This is a genomic window from Candidatus Sulfurimonas baltica, from assembly GCF_015265455.1.
Taxonomy (GTDB): Bacteria; Campylobacterota; Campylobacteria; order Campylobacterales; family Sulfurimonadaceae; genus Sulfurimonas; species Sulfurimonas baltica.
The window spans coordinates 1,061,721-1,081,193 of sequence record NZ_CP054492.1; the positions used below are offsets into that span (position 1 = coordinate 1,061,721).

General features: G+C 33.3%; 17 protein-coding genes. 10 read left to right on the forward strand and 7 right to left on the reverse strand.

Going from position 1 to position 19,473, the window contains the following annotated elements; all coding sequences use genetic code 11:
• Positions 1-9 precede the first annotated feature (9 nt).
• Genes HUE88_RS05365 through HUE88_RS05375 form a run of 3 tightly spaced genes read left to right on the forward strand, consistent with a single transcriptional unit; the run spans position 10 to position 3,139 of the window.
• Complete coding sequence (locus HUE88_RS05365; protein WP_194371859.1) at positions 10-1,026, forward strand: hypothetical protein; 1,017 nt, start codon at positions 10-12, stop codon at positions 1,024-1,026.
• A 15-nt stretch (positions 1,027-1,041) separates the two neighbouring features.
• Positions 1,042-1,995 (forward strand): tRNA dihydrouridine synthase DusB, encoded by a 954-nt coding sequence (dusB, locus tag HUE88_RS05370; RefSeq protein WP_194371861.1) that lies wholly within the window; start codon positions 1,042-1,044, stop codon positions 1,993-1,995.
• 10 nt (positions 1,996-2,005) lie between these two features.
• Positions 2,006-3,139, forward strand: a complete 1,134-nt coding sequence (locus HUE88_RS05375) for a hypothetical protein (protein WP_194371863.1) — start codon at positions 2,006-2,008, stop codon at positions 3,137-3,139.
• Here HUE88_RS05375 and HUE88_RS05380 read toward each other — a convergent pair.
• Genes HUE88_RS05380 through HUE88_RS05390 form a run of 3 tightly spaced genes read right to left on the reverse strand, consistent with a single transcriptional unit; the run spans position 3,136 to position 4,792 of the window.
• Positions 3,136-4,029 (reverse strand): hypothetical protein, encoded by an 894-nt coding sequence (locus tag HUE88_RS05380; protein ID WP_194371864.1) that lies wholly within the window; start codon positions 4,027-4,029, stop codon positions 3,136-3,138. The two genes, HUE88_RS05375 and HUE88_RS05380, sit on opposite strands and share 4 nt — an antisense overlap.
• Complete coding sequence (gene fliN, locus HUE88_RS05385) at positions 4,026-4,370, reverse strand: flagellar motor switch protein FliN (protein ID WP_194371866.1); 345 nt, start codon at positions 4,368-4,370, stop codon at positions 4,026-4,028. Before fliN ends, HUE88_RS05380 begins: the two co-directional genes overlap by 4 nt.
• The gene (locus HUE88_RS05390; protein ID WP_194371868.1) at positions 4,367-4,792 is read right to left on the reverse strand and encodes a chemotaxis protein CheX; all 426 of its coding nucleotides are present in this window, start codon (positions 4,790-4,792) and stop codon (positions 4,367-4,369) included. Before HUE88_RS05390 ends, fliN begins: the two co-directional genes overlap by 4 nt.
• Before the next feature lie 131 nt (positions 4,793-4,923).
• On the opposite strand from HUE88_RS05390, the gene HUE88_RS05395 reads away from it, so the two are divergent.
• From HUE88_RS05395 to HUE88_RS14085, 4 genes are all read left to right on the forward strand, one after another.
• Positions 4,924-5,661 (forward strand): sulfite exporter TauE/SafE family protein, encoded by a 738-nt coding sequence (locus tag HUE88_RS05395; protein ID WP_194371870.1) that lies wholly within the window; start codon positions 4,924-4,926, stop codon positions 5,659-5,661.
• Entirely contained in the window at positions 5,654-8,485 is a 2,832-nt protein-coding gene (gene uvrA / locus HUE88_RS05400; RefSeq protein WP_194371872.1) for an excinuclease ABC subunit UvrA, read from the forward strand. The genes HUE88_RS05395 and uvrA overlap by 8 nt, the downstream gene beginning before the upstream one ends.
• A 160-nt stretch (positions 8,486-8,645) precedes the next feature.
• Positions 8,646-9,515 (forward strand): radical SAM/SPASM domain-containing protein, encoded by an 870-nt coding sequence (locus tag HUE88_RS05405; RefSeq protein WP_194371874.1) that lies wholly within the window; start codon positions 8,646-8,648, stop codon positions 9,513-9,515.
• 126 nt (positions 9,516-9,641) lie between these two features.
• Positions 9,642-11,474, forward strand: a complete 1,833-nt coding sequence (locus tag HUE88_RS14085) for a methyl-accepting chemotaxis protein (RefSeq protein WP_194371876.1) — start codon at positions 9,642-9,644, stop codon at positions 11,472-11,474.
• Positions 11,475-11,530: 56 nt separating this feature from the next.
• Here HUE88_RS14085 and HUE88_RS05415 read toward each other — a convergent pair whose 3' ends face one another.
• The gene (locus HUE88_RS05415; protein ID WP_194371878.1) at positions 11,531-11,788 is read right to left on the reverse strand and encodes a hypothetical protein; all 258 of its coding nucleotides are present in this window, start codon (positions 11,786-11,788) and stop codon (positions 11,531-11,533) included.
• Positions 11,789-11,892: 104 nt separating this feature from the next.
• Here HUE88_RS05415 and HUE88_RS05420 point away from each other — a divergent pair, with 104 nt between their 5' ends.
• Positions 11,893-12,810 (forward strand): manganese-dependent inorganic pyrophosphatase, encoded by a 918-nt coding sequence (locus tag HUE88_RS05420; protein ID WP_194371880.1) that lies wholly within the window; start codon positions 11,893-11,895, stop codon positions 12,808-12,810.
• Positions 12,811-12,814: 4 nt separating this feature from the next.
• On the opposite strand, the gene HUE88_RS05425 is transcribed toward HUE88_RS05420, so the two are convergent.
• From HUE88_RS05425 to HUE88_RS05435, 3 genes are read right to left on the reverse strand one after another with little or no spacing between them, the layout of a single operon-like run.
• Complete coding sequence (locus tag HUE88_RS05425) at positions 12,815-13,294, reverse strand: hypothetical protein (protein ID WP_194371881.1); 480 nt, start codon at positions 13,292-13,294, stop codon at positions 12,815-12,817.
• A gap of 54 nt (positions 13,295-13,348) precedes the next feature.
• Positions 13,349-13,888: a flagellar basal body-associated FliL family protein gene (locus HUE88_RS05430; protein ID WP_194371883.1), complete on the reverse strand. Its 540-nt coding sequence runs from the start codon at positions 13,886-13,888 to the stop codon at positions 13,349-13,351.
• Complete coding sequence (locus HUE88_RS05435; protein ID WP_194371885.1) at positions 13,878-15,569, reverse strand: AMP-binding protein; 1,692 nt, start codon at positions 15,567-15,569, stop codon at positions 13,878-13,880. Before HUE88_RS05435 ends, HUE88_RS05430 begins: the two co-directional genes overlap by 11 nt.
• Positions 15,570-15,700: 131 nt before the next feature.
• Between HUE88_RS05435 and HUE88_RS05440 the strand changes: the two genes are divergently transcribed.
• Together HUE88_RS05440 and HUE88_RS05445 are read left to right on the forward strand one after the other, a co-directional pair.
• Positions 15,701-17,431: a YgiQ family radical SAM protein gene (locus HUE88_RS05440; RefSeq protein WP_430733201.1), complete on the forward strand. Its 1,731-nt coding sequence runs from the start codon at positions 15,701-15,703 to the stop codon at positions 17,429-17,431.
• 79 nt (positions 17,432-17,510) lie between these two features.
• The gene (locus tag HUE88_RS05445) at positions 17,511-19,463 is read left to right on the forward strand and encodes an EAL domain-containing protein (protein ID WP_194371887.1); all 1,953 of its coding nucleotides are present in this window, start codon (positions 17,511-17,513) and stop codon (positions 19,461-19,463) included.
• Positions 19,464-19,473: the final 10 nt, after the last annotated feature.

Below are 19,473 nucleotides of genomic sequence, written 5' to 3' on the forward strand. Positions count from 1 at the left end.
AGTTATTTAATGTACATAAAAAGATACACAATATCAGCATTTATATTAATTATTTTAGTAGGTTGGTATGTTTATGCTTTTATCACGCAAGATAGTGCAAGTATTACTTTGTTTGGTCTTGAATTGCCATCAATTTCTATAGCTATCTTGGTAATTGTACCTTTGATTATATTATATATCGCAAGTGTTGCACATATTGCATTTTATGCAATATTAGGGAGACTTAAACTTCGTAAATACGAAAAAGACTTTGAGAAAATTGTTGATGCAATGGTAGATGCTTATCTTGGCAAAGAAAATCGTTCTCATAGCTTTAAAACTGAAAGATATAAATTATTAGGTACTCTTGTTGATAATGCAGCTATTCTCCCTAATGGTGTTCTAGATACTAACATAAAAAATAGCAAAATTAGTGAAGTCCTTACTATAATAAATAAAATTAAAAGTGGTCAATCTGTGGATCTTAAAAAATATTCACTACCGTCGTTTAATTCGTTTGTTATTCAAAACAGCAGAAACAAGTATAAAAACGGCGAGCTAACACATGAAGATATACTTAATAATATGAGTAAACATGATGATTCATTAGCGAGGGAAGTTTATGTTGATTTTGTAAAAGATGCACCCTTGAATGATATATTAAGGTATAAAAATTCATTAACTAAAGAGTCGTTATTTGTAATTTTATCTAGAGTGAATGCCGATGAAAACACTTTGGAAATTTCCAATGAGTCGTTGATTTCACTGTTTGATAAATTAGACTTAAATTCACAAGACTATATTAAAGTCTCTCAAGCGCTTTCAAAAACAATGATTCCAGATCAAAGAATTAAGCTTTTTGAAACTCTTAGTGCAGAAGATGACAAGATTATGGAAGCGTACCTCTACACTTTATTTGATTTAGAAATGTTGGCACCCGCGCAGGAAATACTTGATAATTCTCAAAGTAATGATTATATTTATTTTAAAGCATATAGCTCACTAAGAGAGTGCGGAAAATATTTTGACATTAATCTATTTTTGTAGTGTGAATATGATAATATGTTAGAAAATTTATCCTTTGATAAACCTATATATGTTTTAGCTCCACTTGCCGGATACACGGATCTTCCATTTAGAAGTGTTGTTAAAAAATTTGGAGCCGACCTCACTGTTAGTGAAATGCTTAGCTCCAATGCTTTAGCGCATGGTTCTAAGAAAACTCTTCACATGCTAGAAAAATCACCCATAGAAGACCCTTATTCTGTTCAGATTGCAGGTGCTGATGTTGATGTTGTAAAACGGGCTGTTGAGATTTTAAATGAGTTTAATGGAATTGACATAATAGATTTAAACTGCGGATGTCCTGTGCCCAAGGTAGTTGGACATGGAAGCGGAAGCTCTTTACTTTTAAACTTGCCATTGATGGGTGAGATAATAAAAACCATAAAAGAGACATCAAACAAAAGCTTGACAAGCGTAAAAATCAGACTTGGATTTGAAGAAAAAAATCATATCGACATAGCAAAGATGGTTGAAGATAGCGGAGCCGATTTTTTAGCAGTTCACGGAAGAACAAGAGCCGGAAAGTTTAAATCCGCTGTTGATTATGATGCAATAGCAGAGATTAAAAAAGCTGTCAGCATTCCAGTGATTGCAAATGGAGATATAGACTCTTACGATAAAGCAAAATGGGTTCTAGAGCATACAGGAGCTGATGGAGTTATGATAGGACGTGGCGCCGTTGGTGCTCCTTGGATTTTTCATCAACTTAGAACAGGTACTAAAGATATTGACAAAAATATCAAGCATGATATAATCATGGAGCACTTTGATAAAATGATAGAGTTTTATGATTCATATGGTGTTGCGATGTTTAGAAAGCACACCCATACTTACTCTAAGGGATACAGAGGTGCATCAGCACTTAGAAACAGCGTGAATAGTATTAGTGATATACAAGAGTACCGCGCTGTAATAGATGACTTTTTTAAGAATAGCGAGCTGTTAACTTGATGATTGATATATGTTAGAGATAAGCAACTCGATAAAAGTATTAGATGATAGAGATTTAGGTGATAATTTACTTCACTATGAATACAATGTTAAGCATCTTCTTTCGTTAATAAAAAAAGGTATTGATCTAGATGATCCACTTTTTTTAAGCTCTTACCGCTCTTTTGAGGGTGAAGTTTTTGAAAATTTTATATATGAAAAACTATTAATATATGCCGAAGAAAATAAACATGTAGATAAGTTTATCTTAAAGGGTTTTCATCAAAATAAGTTTAAAGCTTATGCAAATACGCTCTCAATAAGTGAAAAACAACAGATTGTTTATAGAACAAAAAGTAGAGAGATTAGTGAATTTGATGCTATGTTTGTTACAAAAGACAAAGAGTTATATTTTGTAGAGATGACACTTGTAAAATCTGTGTTGAAGTTAAGAAAAAGACTAAGAAAGAAAAAAGCTCTTTTGGAAATTATATTTCCCAATTATGATGTAAAAGCTTTAATTATTTTAAATGCCGGAGCTACTGGTGTTAAGCAGTTTCCTGATTATTGTAAAGTATGGGTTACAGAAGAGTTTTCAGCTAAAAATGTACTTGATTATATAGTTGCCAAAAATCCAAGAAAACTTTTGGCAAAACAGAAAATAAGTTCGCCAAAAATGATTGAAGCACACACTCTGAAAAATTATCAATTTAGATATTATAATACAATGTCTTGGATTACTAAAACAATAAGAAGCCATGCTAAATATATAATAGATATGAACTTCTTAATGAGTGAAAATACGCAGAGATACCTTGACTTGTATAATAAGTTTTATGTCGGCTTTATATATGCAGTTGAGATTAGAGATTTACTCTCTTTGGATTCAAAATATAGTGATGAGCAAAAAGTTGTAGTGGCAATAGAAAAAAAACATACAGATGAGATTGTAGTTACATTTTATGTACAACTAACTCGTAAAAATTTATATTTGTACTCTTTTGATGACAACAAAATTACAAAAGAAAAAAAAGACCCTTACGGCATAACAGTTACAGAAGTTTACCACATCAGTAAAATGATGGATAATGAATATCAATTAAACAATTCAAATATAAAAACAATAAAAAAGCTTTTAAGAGAGCGGTTTGAAAGAGACTCCTAAGCCTCGTAGGCTATAGAGGCTGCCCTCTCCTTATAGGCCTGAAGAGGTTCTTTTACGTTTTTACCAATGCTTTCACTATTGGAGTGCAAAAAATCATCTAGTTCTTTATGTCTGTTTTGTAAAATAGTATCAAAATCATCTTGCGTGACTGATTTATTGTCTTTGAACTTATCAAGAAGTACATTGCTTTTACCCATAAGTACAAGATAGCTTTGTTCACCAAAATCAAGCATAACTACACTATTTTCTTTATCTATTGAACTTTGAAATCTTATACTTACATCACTTGTGTGCTGAGAAGTTTCACTTGGGGATTCTGAATTATTTTTGAATAACCAAGGTGAAGTTTGTTTTTGTTTGCTATTTTTTGGTGCAACTTTATTTTTAATATATAGCATTATAATAATTCCAAGTATTAGTATTGCTGTAACTATAAAGTAGCTTTTAGACATTCCGCCATCTTTTTTGGTAGGTAGTGAAGCAAATGGTGAGGTTTCGACTTGAGTTGTAGAGGAAGATTCTTTTATTACTTCTGTTTTATTAGCAAATCTTAGTCTTAATCCATAACCATCAGATGTTTTTGAAGCCTTTATCACTACAGAAGAAGGGACTGATGCAACAATTTTAGTGTACCCTTCCATTGGTGTTATGCTTAATGATTTTATATAGTCAGAAGATATTTGTTTTAATTTTGTTGATTCTATAGTTGCATCTTCAAGTTTAATTGTAATTGTTGATGTACCAATGCTTTGCTTTATAATTCCATCATATGGTGTATCAAAAGTTATCATCACATCAACTCTGTCCGTTCTATCGTAAATATTATAACTTAAAATTTTTGAGCTATACAGGGAGAGGGGAAGTAAAAAAAGAAGGAAAAGTTTATTCATAGCTTCTCTTTTGAAAGGTGATATAAAACAGCACTTGAATCTAAAATTTCATTTATACGAATAGCAAGATTTTTTTCATAAACCATAACTTCACCTTTGCCTAAAATACGGCCATTGACATAAGACTCAACACTTTCACCTGCTGGTTTTTTCAAATCAATAAGAGAACCTTTTGCTAATTTCAAAACATCTCTAACTGTAAGCTCTGTCTCTCCTAGGATTGAAACAAACTCCACTTCCATATCCAAAAGACCGCCATAATTCATCCATGACAACTCTTTTTGTGGATTATATGCTGCTGGTTTCTCACCGTATGGATTTTGATTTTTGTTTTTGCTCAAATTAGTTCCTTGATGGCAATTATCATTTCATCTTCTTTTATCTTAACAACTTTTGCATGATCATAATCAAAATCAAATACATCAAATTTCTCAAAACAAGGAATTTTTATATTAAATTGATTCTCTCCTGTCCCTTCTGCAAGAACTTTTGCGCTACCAACTATTAAATTTGCAGTTTCTAGCGTCATATCGATAAGAGTCTCATTATCGCTTTCATCCTCTTCTAGTAAAAGAGTTGATATTCTTTGCGCAAAACTAGGTGATATGGCTAAATAGACCCTATGTTTCTTGTTGTTGGAAGTTTCTGTATCTATGTAAGCAATAAGTGTTCTCGTTTTAATAATATTGCAGTGTATCTCATGAGGTTCTCTAATCTGATGTATGCAAAAATTTTCCAAAGCTTTTATAATCGTTTTTAACATTTTATACAATCCCTTAATTATAGTCATTATACTTTATTGAATCTCAAAGTAAAATTAAACAATAGTTTATAATCTTATATAAAACAACTATAAAGTGTATGTTGAGTATAATTCCTAAAAAGTATTAATGTATGATTGAATTTATTTTTTTAGGAGTTGGTGTAGGTACTCTATCTGGCTTTTTTGGTATTGGCGGCGGAACAATTTTAGTTCCTATCCTGCTCTTATTAGGCTACAGTACTAAATCAGCGATAGGCATATCGGTTGTGCAGATGGTTTTTAGTTCTATATATGGGAGTTACTTAAACAATAAAAAAGGTACACTTGATGTGCCGATGGTTATTGTAATAGGCTCTGGCGGCTTTTTTGGCGCACTGCTTAGTGGGGCAATAACTTCAAGTTTTGATGATAAAACTTTAGAAATTATTTTCTTGGCTTTTGCAGTTTTTGCACTTATGAGACTGTTTTTTAAAACAGTACAAGATACACCGCAAAAGGACTTAAACCGAGTTCTGCTTTTTATAATTGGTTTTATATTGGGTGCCGTAAGTATGACTATTGGTGTTGGAGGCAGTATAATACTTGTTCCAATATTGGTGGGATTTCTACATGTAGAACTTAAAAAAGCTATTTCAGCTGGGCTTTTTTTTGTTGTATTCTCATCAGTTGCCGGGTTGATTTCTCAATCATTAAGCAAACATGTAGATTTTGAGAGTGGAGTTATTGTTGGTATAGCATCACTGATTGGTGTCTATGTAGGGATAGTTTTAAAAGATAAAGTGAGTTCACAACTGCAAAAAAAACTTTTAATAGTTTTCTACCTTTTTGTAGTTTTATATTTAATAAATAGGATTTTTATAAATGGCTAAAAAAGATGTAATAACAATAACAGGTGCAAGAGAAAATAATTTAAAAAATATTAATTTAACAATTCCAAAAAATGAATTGGTTGTCTTTACGGGTCTAAGCGGAAGCGGAAAATCGACTTTAGCTTTTGATACGCTCTATGCGGAGGGACAAAGACGATATATGGAGTCACTATCTTCTTATGCAAGACAGTTTCTTGACCGTGTTGGAAAACCAGATGTTGATAAAATAGAGGGTCTTACTCCAGCAATTGCGATTGATCAAAAAACAACTTCTAAAAATCCTCGTTCAACTGTTGGTACAATTACTGAAATTTATGATTACTTTAGACTTTTGTATGCACGTGTTGGAGTTCAGCACTGTCATAAGTGTAAAAAAGTAATTTCACAAATGAGTGCATCAGACATAATCGGTGAAGTTGCAAAGCTTCCAGAAGGTGCAAAGTTAGTCCTTTTAGCTCCTCTTGTAAGTGAAAAAAAAGGCTCTTATGCTGACATGTTGGAGTCTCTTGTTCATAAGGGTTATGTAAGGGCTATGATTGATGGTGTTATGGTTAGGCTAGATGAAGATATAGAACTAAGTAAAACTAAAAAACATACCATTAAAGTTGTTATAGATAGGGTTGTTGTAAAGCCTGAAAATAAAGAGCGCATAGCAGCAGATGTTGAAAAAGCTTTAAAAGAGAGTTATGGCGAGTTAGAGATAGATATATTAAACCATAAAGAGCTTGGTATAAAAGCACAGCAGATTCACTATAGCGAACACAATGCTTGTTTTGATTGTAAGATAAGCTTTGACCCGCTTGAGCCACTCTCTTTCTCATTTAACTCACCTAAAGGTGCCTGTCCTGAATGTGACGGTTTAGGGCTTCGCTATGCACTTGACCATGAAAAGATCATAGATAGTGACTTATGTGTGGAAAAGGGCGCTGTTAAAATAGTGTACGGCTTTAACAAGGGGTACTATTTTACATTTTTAAAGGGATTTTGTGCGGCAAACAAGATAGATATCACAACTCCTTACTCTGAACTGCCTGAGCATCAGAAAAAAGCAATCTTGCATGGCGGGATAGAAGAGGTTTCATTTCTTTGGAAAAACCATGAAGTGAAAAGAGTGTGGCCTGGAATCATCAGAATAGCATACGACATGTTTAAAGATGAAAAAGAGTTAGCAGACTACATGAGTGAAAAAGTTTGTAATATATGTAACTCGCACAGACTTAAAAGAGAATCACTTGCTGTTAGAGTTGCAGATAAAGGGATAGCAGAGCTTCTGGATATGCCTATAGGAAAAACATACGAGTGGTTTGATAACAAAGATAATTTTACTCAAATGAATGCTCAAGATACGCAGGTTGCGGCACCTATTTTAAATGAGATAAGAGAGCGACTTTACTTTTTGTATGATGTTGGACTCTCATATATTACTTTGGGTCGTGATGCTAGAACTATTAGTGGCGGCGAAGCTCAAAGAATTCGTATAGCTTCTCAGATAGGCAGCGGCTTAACTGGTGTTTTGTATGTTTTAGATGAGCCAAGTATCGGTTTACATGAGAGAGATACTCTAAAGCTTATCCGTACTCTTAGAAGTCTTCAAGAAAAAGGCAACAGCGTTATAGTAGTTGAGCATGACAAAGAGACTATTGAAAATGCAGATTTTATAGTTGACATAGGCAGCGGGGCAGGGAAGTTTGGCGGAGAGGTTGTGTTTAGCGGTACTTTAGATAAACTGAAAAAAGCTAAAACACTTACTGCTGATTATCTTTATGGTAGAAAAAAAATAGAGTATTTTTATAGACGTGAGCAAGATAAATTTATAGAGATAAAAAATGTAACTATTAATAATATTGAGAACTTAAGCGCAAAAATACCTCTTAACAACTTTGTATGTATTACGGGTGTTAGTGGAAGCGGAAAAAGTTCACTTATGCTTCAGACACTTCTACCTACTGCAAGAGAGCTTTTAAATCATGCACGAAAAGTAAAAAAAGTAGCAGGTGTAGAGATAACCGGACTTCAACATGTAGATAAGGTTATATATCTTGATCAAAGCCCAATAGGAAGAACTCCAAGATCTAATCCGGCAACATATACAGGCGTAATGGATGAGATTAGAGAGCTTTTTTCTAAAACAAAAGAGTCACAAATACGAGGATACACAACTTCAAGATTTAGTTTTAATGTTAAAGGTGGCAGATGTGAGAAGTGTCAAGGCGAGGGTCAAATCAAAATTGAGATGCACTTTTTGCCAGATATTATGGTGAAGTGTGACACATGTCACGGTACAAGATATAACCAACAGACTTTAGAAGTTTTCTATAAAGGAAAGACTATATCTGATGTTTTAAATATGAGTGTCGATGAAGCTTTTGAGTTTTTTAAACCGATTCCTAAAATACACCAAAAAATGAAAACTCTTGTGGATGTAGGTCTTGGTTATATATCACTTGGTCAAAACGCTGTTACACTCTCCGGTGGTGAAGCTCAAAGAATCAAACTAAGCAAAGAACTCAGCCGTAAAGATACGGGACAAACTCTGTATATTTTGGATGAGCCAACGACTGGACTTCACTTTGCAGATGTGGACAGACTTACAGATGTCTTGCATCAGTTTGTTGAACTCGGAAACAGTGTACTAATAATCGAACATAATCTAGATATGATAAAAAATGCTGACTGGGTAATAGATATGGGACCTGAAGGTGGCTCTGGCGGAGGACTTATTATTGCGGAAGGCTCACCGGAAACACTAGCAGATGAGTATGAAAAAACAGGAAGTTACACAGGTGAGTATTTGAAAAAAGAGCTGGCTCTGCATAAAAAATAGAGTCCACATGTAGAGTTGTAAATTTAAATAAATTTCTGTTGTGAAAAATGATATAAGTGTTTCATATCCTCCTGATATGTCAACCCTATATCATATAAAGAATACAACATTCTAAGCTACTATTGCTAAAAAGTTAATATTTAGTAAAAAAAGAGGGTAGATGTCAAAAAGTAAAATGCACAAAGTCTACATCGAACTCACATCTAAATGTGGATTGTCATGTGACTTTTGCCCCTCTTCAAATAGGGCTGTCACAAACATGGATAAGAGCCTGTTTGAAAAAGTAAATACTCAGGCAAAAGCCTTTACCGATGATATTGCATACCATGTAGTAGGTGACCCGCTTTTAGTTGAAAATATAAGAGAGTATCTAGACATTAGTTATAAAGCAGGTCTTAATGTCCATATTACAACCGCTGGGTATTATCTTAAACCTCTACATGTAGAGGTTTTAAATCATCCAGCAATAAAACAAATCAACTTCTCCCTCAATAGTTACCGTGCAAATAACCTCCCTGTCTCTTTAGAGGTTTATCTAACTCGTATAGCTGAATTTACACTTGGATTTCGCGCTCTGAACAATAAATCTTTCATTAACTACAGACTGTGGAACGAAGGCAGCGACAACTCTCACAAAGATTATAACAATGAAGTTATATCGATAATGTTCGATAAACTTGGTGCCAAACTACTATCTACGGAAGATAAAACTAAAAAATTGCGTGTTATATCTAAAGTTTTATTTAATTTTGACTCCCTTTTTATTTGGCCATCACTCGAAGCTCCCTTTGTCGGCGATAAAGGTTACTGCCATGGATTGAGTTCTCAAATGGCAATTTTAAGTAGTGGAGATGTTGTTCCATGTTGTTTTGACTATGAGGCAAAAATAAATCTGGGCAACGTTAAAGATGAATCTCTTACTTATATCTTAAACAAAGAGCGTTCCAAATTTATTACTAACGGGTTTAAAAATGGGGATGTGGTTGAGGAGTTATGCCACCATTGTTTGTACCGAACAAAATTTAACTGATATCGTCTGTAGAGAATAGTTACAAATTTGTGTATATATATAACACTATGAAACAATAATCAATTTTAACTTGTTCTTTAATAAAAATTTAGTTAATATATATAAACAAAATTTAAGGATGTGTAAATGGAATTTTTGAAAAACTTTAGTATTAAGCAAATATTAAAAGCAGTCGGAGTTGTTATATTTGTATCTATGTCTGTGGTGGCTTTTTTAAACCACTCCAACATAAGAAGTGTTGAGAACAATATAGAGCACTCTATGCAGAAAGTTTTGCCACACACATTTACTCTTTCAAAACTCCAAGTTGATGTTATACAGATACAGCAGTGGCTGACTGACGTATCTGCGACAAGGGCAAAACCTGGTTTTGATGATGGATTTTCTAAAGCAAAGAAGCATTTTGATGATGCTAACAGAAGAATAGATGAGCTTATGGAGTATCACAAAAATAATGGCTATAAAAAAATGGCTATTGATAACACCACAATGCTCAATAATTTAAAGGAGTTCAAAGTTGAGCTGAATGATTTTTATCAAATAACTCTAATCATGGCTAATGAGTATATAAAAAACGGTACTGATGCAGGAAATGAATATATGCTCAAAGTTGATGGCGGTACAGAAAAGCTTTATGCAAAACTTGAAAATTTTGTCTCCGAACATATAAATGAAAATCTTTTAATCATGCAAGACATGAATGATTCACTTGAAATAGCTGACGCAGAAGTTGTAATATTTTCTTTAATCTTGATTCTTATTCTGGGAGTTGCTATATATATTATCAGCAATATTCTTGTAGGGGTAGAAAGACTTGAAAACTATCTATTAACTGTTGTGGAAAACAATTTTGAAACTACATGTAATATGAAAGGAAAAAATGAGATTGCCAATATTGGCAGAGGCATTAACCAGTTGGTTATTAAGGTAAAAGAGTCAATTGTGGAGAATAAGCAAGCAACAGAAGCTGCAAGAGAAAAAACTATTGAAGTTGAATACTCTTTGCAGAGAAATAAATTTGTTGTAGATTTGGGCAATGTATTCTCTTCCGGAGTAAAAGAGAGTATTCAAAAAGTTCAATCAAGTACAGAGAGTAACTTGGCAGAGATAAAAATAATGTCTGAGCTTAACACAAAAAGCTCTAAAGGGATTAGTGAACTTAGAGAAAACAATAGCGGACTTCATCAGGCGCTTGAAAATATTGTAGAATCATCTTCTGAGACTAGAAGAAGTTCGGATGAGCTTAACGCAAACATAGCTTCCATTTCAGCAGTAGTAGAGCTTATTAAGGAGATTGCAGACCAGACAAACCTCCTTGCACTTAATGCCGCTATTGAAGCAGCAAGAGCCGGCGAGCACGGTAGAGGTTTTGCTGTAGTTGCTGATGAAGTGAGAAAACTGGCTGAGAGAACTCAAAAAGCTACCGGCGAGATAGAGGTAAGTATCGGGGTTGTAAACCAAAGCTCTTCAACTATGCTTGAGCAGAGTGAAGCAATGGAGAGAGTGTCAGGCGAGGCTAAAAATAAAGTTGACGGTTTTCAAGATAGTTTTGATGAAATGGCACAAACTGTAGAAGAGTTAAATCATAGCAGTAGCTATATCGCAAATAAAGTATTTATTACCCTTGCTGAACTAGATCATGTTCTGTTTAAAATAAATGGGTATAGAACTGTGTTTAACAATGAAGAGAAACTTCTCTCAGACCACCATAACTGCAGATTTGGTAAATGGTATGAAGGTGAAGGAAGAGAATTCTTTGGTAAGACAAATGCTTACGCACAGATAAAAATACCTCATGCAACAGTACATACAAATATAAACGATGCTATCGCTTTGAATGTATCTGCTAGTAGAGATAAAAACACAGATAAAAAGATAATAGATGACTTTGTTAAAACAGAGAAAGTTTCTATGGAACTGTTTAATATATTGGATGAAATGGTGGAAGAGGCTAACTAATCTTTTTGCAAAACTTCTTTGGGAAATATCCCAAAGAAGAGATGTGCTTTTTAAAACTATTTTTTCTTATAATCTTCTAATATTTGTTCAATATCCTCTTTCTCTTCATCTTTGAGATGGTCACAGTAAATAGATACTTTTTTTAAATAATCCATAGATGCACTCTCATGTTTTAGTTTTGTTGCATTATCTGTTGCATCTTTAGATAAGTCAGAATATTCATTATAACTATTAAGTGCTTCTAGGCACTCGTTTGCATAAATGCTTCCTGTTAAGGCAAAAGTCAATATTATGGACAATGTAGTTTTTTTCATTAAATAACCTTTTTTTTTTAATGTATTATATCAACAAATAACAAGAACATACCTTTTTAAATGTAAAAATTTAGTATAATTGCAAAAAAATTAAAGGTTATTAAATGTCAACGTATATTTTTGGTCATACTAATCCAGATAGTGATTCTATTATAGGTGCTATATCTCTTTCATATCTTAAAAATCAGCTCGGTGAAGAGTGCGTACCTACGCGTCAAGGAGAGATATCTCCTGAGACAGAGTTTATCTTAAATAAGTTTGGTGGAACGTTACCTGAATTAAAAACTTCTGTTGCAGGAGAAAAAGTTTATATAGTTGATTTTTCTGATAAAGCTCAAGCTCCAAAAGATATTATGGAAGCTACAATCTTAGGGATAGTAGATCATCATAAACTAGGTGATTTAACCACAGATACACCCTTAGAGTGCTGGATTCGTCCTATTGGATGTACAAATACAGTTATAAAAGAGATGTACGATTATCATGGAGTTGATATTCCAAAAGATATCGCAGGTATGATGTTATGTGCAATTTTAAGTGATACTGTAATTTTCAAATCACCTACATGTACTAAAGCAGATACAAAGGTTTGTAAAGAGCTTGCTAAGATTGCTGAAATAGAAGATTATAAAGCACTTGGCATGGAGATGTTTATAGTTAAATCTGCAGTAGAAGGTGCAACAGCTCGTGAGTTGAATACTCGTGATTATAAAGAGTTTGACATGGGAAGTTCTAGACTTGGAGTAGGGCAGCTTGAAGTAGTTGACTTAAGTGTATTTGACGAAATAAAATATGATTTACATAAAGACATGAAAAAATTAAAAGATGAGGGCAATCTGCACTCAGTTCTTATACTTTTAACTGATATTATGAGAGAGGGTTCACAACTTTTAGTTCTAAGTGATGATGAGAGTAAGATAGAAGCTGCTTTTGAATGTAAACTTGAAAATTCCGAAGTTTGGCTTGATGGAGTTTTAAGCCGTAAAAAGCAGGTTATACCTTTTCTTCAAAGACAGTTTTAATTATCTATTTATTGGAGTAATGTGTGGCGCTCACAATATCTCCAATAATTGCTCTGTGGTAGGTGTATGGTTTTTTTATATTGCTTATCACATATCTCCCTCCACTGGTTGTTATTACCTCTAGTGTTCCAACATCTATAATATTCTTTAGATAATTATTTATTGGTTTTATATAAATAGTTCTTATCTCTTTTAGATTAATTGGAAATATCTCCCTTTTTTTATACCCTTTTAGAATAATGAGTCGATCTTGTGTGAGTAAGCAGTGGTATGACTTTTTCTCTTTAATCTCTTGGAGATGAACATAAAATGTTCGCATAATAAGGACTACACCAATAACTCCAATCTTATATTCATAGCCAATAAAAAGAAGTATGGCACCAAGAGCATAGAGTGATGCTATCCCACTGTAAAAAGTTTTTGAAATTTCAGCTTTTACAAGTATAGACTCGTCTTTATGCATTATTTTTTTTATTCTATTCACTGGTACCCTTTAGATTGTTTAGTGTAAAAGATTTTAATCTCCACAGAATATGCGCTATTGAAGTATAAACGAATTGAAATAAACTTCTTCGATCTCACCACTCGACAAATTTTTATTTATATTCTCTTTTAAATCATTTCTCATTCTTTTACTATTGACGGTTGCATCAGTGCTTCCTATCATGGTGTTTATTATGGCATCTCTGAGAATAACACTTTTTTTAATAATCTCTTCTCTTATGTCACTATCGCTTTTAATCCACTCTTCAATTTTATTTTTTTGTTTATATTTCAATGAAATATTTGCAATAAGTTTTCTCTCTCCAGCAACATTAAATACAAAATCACCAAGGTTTGCCAGTGAGTTTTCATCATTGAGAGTAACTTTTGTGGTGTAATAATTAAAAGTTATTTTATTAGGGTTGTAGACGGTTTCTCTAGGTGATTTGTCATTAGTATCATATTTTTTTATTTTGGTAAAATCTGATTGCCTTATCCCTATGATAACTAACAAAAGCATTATAAGGGAAATAACAATAAATATAATTTTTTTTACTAAATTACGTATATCTGTTGTGTTAAAATTAATCTTCATAAATATATCTTTTTATTTTTTTAGTCGGCGTTTTTACGAAAGGATCTCTCTGTTCAATAAATTTAATTATCCTGGAAAAAGAGGAGACTTGAGCATTCACATCAATTCGCATCTCTTCTAAAAACTTTGTAATATCATCGGCTGCTTTTGTGTCAGAAGAATTATAAGTTTTAAATTTTTTATCTATAAAGTCATAGTCTAAATGTATTTTAGCCACAAGTTGAGAGTTTTTCTCCATTACAAGAGAGTCCAAAACAGCTTCGTTTTGATTTATAACTGCCTCAATTTGTTCCGGATAAATATTTTCTCCGCTAGAACCTATGATTACATTCTTACTTCTTCCGCTTATAAATAAAAAACCATCTTTATCAATATAGCCCAAATCCCCTGTTAAAATCCACCCATTCTCCATAATCTCTTTAGTTTTCTCTTTATCTTTGTAATATCCCATCATAACACTTGGAGACAGTGCGACAATTTCACCCTCACCACTCTTTGGATCTTTATCTTTTATTTTTAACTCAACACCTGCCATTGCTGTTCCGGTTGATTTTAGTTTGGTTGCTTTGCCCAATGCAGAAGCAGCAAGCATAGGGGAAGTCTCGGTTAAGCCATAACCAACGACATAAGGAAATTCTGCCTCTATTAAAAATTTTTCTACAGATGGAGATAGCGGCGCTCCCCCTATAGCAAAGAGTCTAATTCTTCCGCCAAAAAATTTGATAAGCTTTTTACCCGCAATTTTATTTAGCTTTTTCCTTATAAATGAAGCTTTACATAGATTTTTTACAATACATGAACTTGTAAAGTTCGGTAAAATTTTGTTTTTATAAATCTTTTCAATTATTAAAGGAACACTGATCATAATAGTAGGTTTTACTATCTCCAACGACTTTATAAGTACACTTGGAGTTGGTGCTTTATCTATATAGTAAACACTGCACCCATGAAGAACAGGGACAATAAGACCTACAGTACACTCAAGGGTGTGTGCAAGTGGCAAAATTGACAACAGCACATCACTTTTTAATATTTTAGCTTTTGTGTGCATTGACATAGCATTTGTTACTAAGTTTTTATGTGAAAGCATTACACCCTTAGAGTGCCCGGTAGTACCTGAAGTATATATAATGGCACATAGGTCATCTTCTTCAGGTTTTGTAAATTCGTTTGAAGATTTATAGATTTGCTGAGTAAACTCTTTTGTTCTTTGTTTAAGCCTTGAGATATAATCTTTGTTAGTCAATGGTTCAACTATTAGAAGATTATCAAGTTTTATAACAAGCTCTACTTCTGAATTATCGCACTCTTGTATTGCTGATATATACTTATCTGATACAAAGACTGCCTTGGCCTCAGAATGTCTGATTATATGGTGAACTTCTGACTGATGGAAGTCCACAAGTATAGGAACAATTACACCACCGAAATAGGTTACTGCAAAGTATGCAACACTCCAGTTGGGCATATTTTCACCAAGTAACACTACTTTGTCACCATTTGATATTCCGTTTTTTCTAAGAATATCTATTGTTTTGTCTATTTTTTGCATAAACTCGCCGTAGTTCATGGCTTTTTCTCCAACCATGCCAAAAGAGGGCTCGTCTTTATAGAGTTTTATTGAGCGCTCTAGCAGAGCGTGAAGTGTAAAGTTTTCTAAATTATTATAGGGGTAAGTCATACGTAATCTCTTATTTCAAATTGATTTAGTATTATTATACTCATAAAAGATAAATTATAATTTTTACATATACAAAAGGCTAGATTTTGAGTAGAAGAAGTAAGACAAAAGATATTAAAAAAGATACTGTAATATTTACAAATAAAGACTTTCTTCCTACCACAAGAGATGAGATGGATGCCAAAGGGTGGAGACAGTGTGATATTATTTTGGTTAGCGGAGATGCCTACATAGACTCCCCTTTTATCGGTGTTGCGATGGTCGGTCGCATGCTCGAGAGAATGGGCTATAAAGTTGGAATGATAGGTCAGCCCGATATTAACAGCGATGTGGATATCAAAAGACTTGGTGAACCTCGCCTTTACTGGGGCGTGAGCGGTGGAAGCGTTGATAGTATGGTTAGTAATTATACAGCCACTAAAAAGTTTAGAAACTCTGATGACTATACACCGGGTGGAAAAAACGACAAAAGACCAGACCGCGCACTCAGTGTCTACTGTAATTTAATCAGAAGATACTATAAAAGTACAGCTCCAATTGTGCTTGGAGGTATTGAAGCTAGTTTAAGAAGAGTGACACATTATGACTATTGGTCAAATAAACTTAAAAAGCCGATTTTATTTGATTCTAAAGCAGATATTTTAATTTACGGAATGGGTGAAATAGCCCTAGAAGAGTTGACGAAAGCTTTGGATGATGGCAAAAACTATACAGATGTGAGAGGTATATGTTATATAGCAAAAGAGCCTAAGGATGAGTTTAAGCAGCTGCCATCACATCAGGAGTGCTTGGATGATAAAGAAAAATATATAGATTTATTTGATGATTTTTATGACAACAATGACCCTATTTCCGCCAACGGACTTTGCCAACCTGTTGATAGCCGTTTTTTAATTCAAAACCCTCCGTGTGACTATCTTGATGAATCTGAAATGGATGCAAACTCTAATCTCCCTTTTACAAGAGAACTTCACCCATATTACGCAAAGATGGGCAAGGTGAAGTGTTTAGAGACTATAAAATTTTCTATTATGACACATCATGGATGTTGGGGAGAGTGTAACTTTTGTGCGATCGGTGTTCATCAAGGTAGAACTATTAGAACTAGAAGTGAAGAAAATATACTAGAAGAAGCAAAAGATTTTAACAAGTACAAAGATTATAAAGGGATTATCTCTGATGTAGGCGGACCGACCGCTAACATGTACGGATATGAGTGTGGCAAAAAGCTGAAAAAGGGTACATGTGATGATATACGCTGTGTTGATGCAGATAGACTTTGCAAGGTGATGCATGTAGACCACAGTAGAAATATTGAGCTTCTTAGAAAAGTCAGGGAAGTCGATGGTGTCAGAAAGGCTTTTGTAGCTTCGGGTGTTAGATATGACTTGATTACAGCAGATAAAAAGCATGGCTACTCCTATCTGAAGGAGATGGTTAAATATCATATATCCGGACAGATGAAAGTTGCTCCAGAGCACACACAGCAACATGTACTTGAGCTTATGGGAAAGCCAGGGAAACAAACACTTATAGATTTTAAAAAGATGTATGACGAGCTTAATAAGCAAGAGGGTAAGAACCAGTTCTTGACTTACTACCTTATTGCTGCTCACCCCGGATGTGAAGAGAAAGATATGCATGAATTGAAAAGATTTACAACAGATGAGTTAAAGATGAATCCAGAGCAGGCACAGGTTTTTACCCCAACTCCAGGTACATATTCAGCAGTTATGTACTATACTGAAATGGACCCGAAAACAAGAAAGAAAATATTTGTTGAAAAAGACACAAAAAGAAAAGAGAAACAAAAATCGATTGTTGTTGAGAAAGATGGCTTTTCCACTGGATTTGCTACATAGGCTTTAAATTTTTTTAATCAGTCTTTAATGAAATATTCAATAGTATTACGTAGCATTATATATATAATTAGGTTTTAATTTGAAAAAAAGAACAAGCTATACAAAAGTTATCGGCAGTGTTATACTTGCGTCATTGACTGTTACTCTTATATCAGTATTTTTTTATAGCACATATATGAAAAAACAAGCTATCTTAAGCCTTTCCAAAGATGACGCAAAAAAAACAAGCATGTTAATTTTTGAAAGTCTTTACTCTGGTATGGCAAAAGGGTGGACGAAAGAAGATATTGACAATACAATATCTAGGCTAAATGAGATTGATGAAAATATGAATATAAATGTATTCAGAAGCAAAAAAGTTTCAGATATTTTTGGAAAGAATGAAAAAGAAAATACAAATTTAAAAAGTCTTCAAAAAGCTTTTAATGGCGAAGAGGTTTTAGAAATTACAAGTGACGACATTATTCAATTTCACTACCCGGTTGTCGCAACTCAAGAGTGTTTGAAATGTCACACAAATGCACAAAGCAATGATGTCTTAGGTGTTATTGAAATCTCATATCCGATTGTTGATGTAAAAGTATCTTTGTCAAAAATGACAAATTTCTTTGTTATATTTGTAGTATTTTTAACATTTTTTATATTTATTCTGCTCTACTTTAAATTCAATCAATATCTAATCAAGCCTATTAAAAATTTCATATTGACTGTAGACTCTATATCTAACGATAGTGATATCAGCAAACGATTAACACTCGAAAACAATATAACAGAGATAAATTCTATGCAAAATGTTTTTAACAATATGCTAGATAGTTTGGAAAATCAATTTTATAACGACCCACTTACAGGTTTGCCAAACAGAAGAAGATTATTGGATGTCTTAGAGCGCAGAGAAGAGGCACTCCTTATGATTGTGAACATCGACGGATTCCAAGAGATTAACAATCTATATGGTTATGACATCGGTGATACAGTTTTAAAAAAGCTTGCTACTTCAATAAAAAGTATAATAGATGTTAATAGCCAATTTTATAAGCTACATGCAGATGAATATGTAATCTATAGTGTTAAAAAATTTGACTTAGAAGAGCTTGAAGGTATCGCACTGCATATTGTGGACAGCATAACAAAAGAGTATTTTTCTATAGAGAAGGATAACGGTGTTTATATAAATGTGACAATTGGTATAGCACATGGGGATTCATATCTGCTTACGCAGGCTGATATTGCCTTGCGAGTTGCAAAAAAAGAGAAGAAAAAGTACTTAATGTATGAAGCAAATATGAAGAAGACACAAGAGTATGAAAGTAATTTAAAATGGACAAAAAAACTTAAACTTGCTGTTGAGAATGATATGTTGGTACCGTTCTTTCAACCAATCGTTGACTGTAAAACGGGACAGATTGTTAAATACGAAACACTTATGAGGCTAGAGGATGATAACGGTGACTACATTCCACCTATATATTTTCTTGCATTGTCGAAGAAAAATAGAATTTATCATGAGTTGACAAAAATCATGGTTAGAAAAACCTTTGCTAAATTTGAAGCAAAACCATACCCTTTTTCTATAAATATTTCAGTAGAAGATATCTCACATATTGAGGTTGTAAAGTTAATTATTGAAAAGCTAGAAGAAACGGGAATTGGAAAATATGTATCTTTTGAATTACTAGAATCAGAGGGTATAGAGAACTTTGACGAAGTAATAAAATTTATTGAGATAGTTAAACATTACGGGTGCCATATATCTATAGATGATTTTGGTACTGGATACTCTAATTTTGAATATCTAATGAAATTAAAAGTCGATTACATAAAAATTGACGGTTCTATGATAAAGACTATAGACAGAGATATTAACTCGCAAATGGTTGTGGAGACCATTGTAGAGTTTGCAAGAAAAATGGGCATAAAAACTATAGCGGAGTTCGTTCACTCTAAAAGTGTGTATGATAAGCTTGTTGCACTTGACGTAGATTTTGCCCAAGGGTACTATTTGGGTGCTCCGACAAAAGATATAATTTAAGAAAAAAATA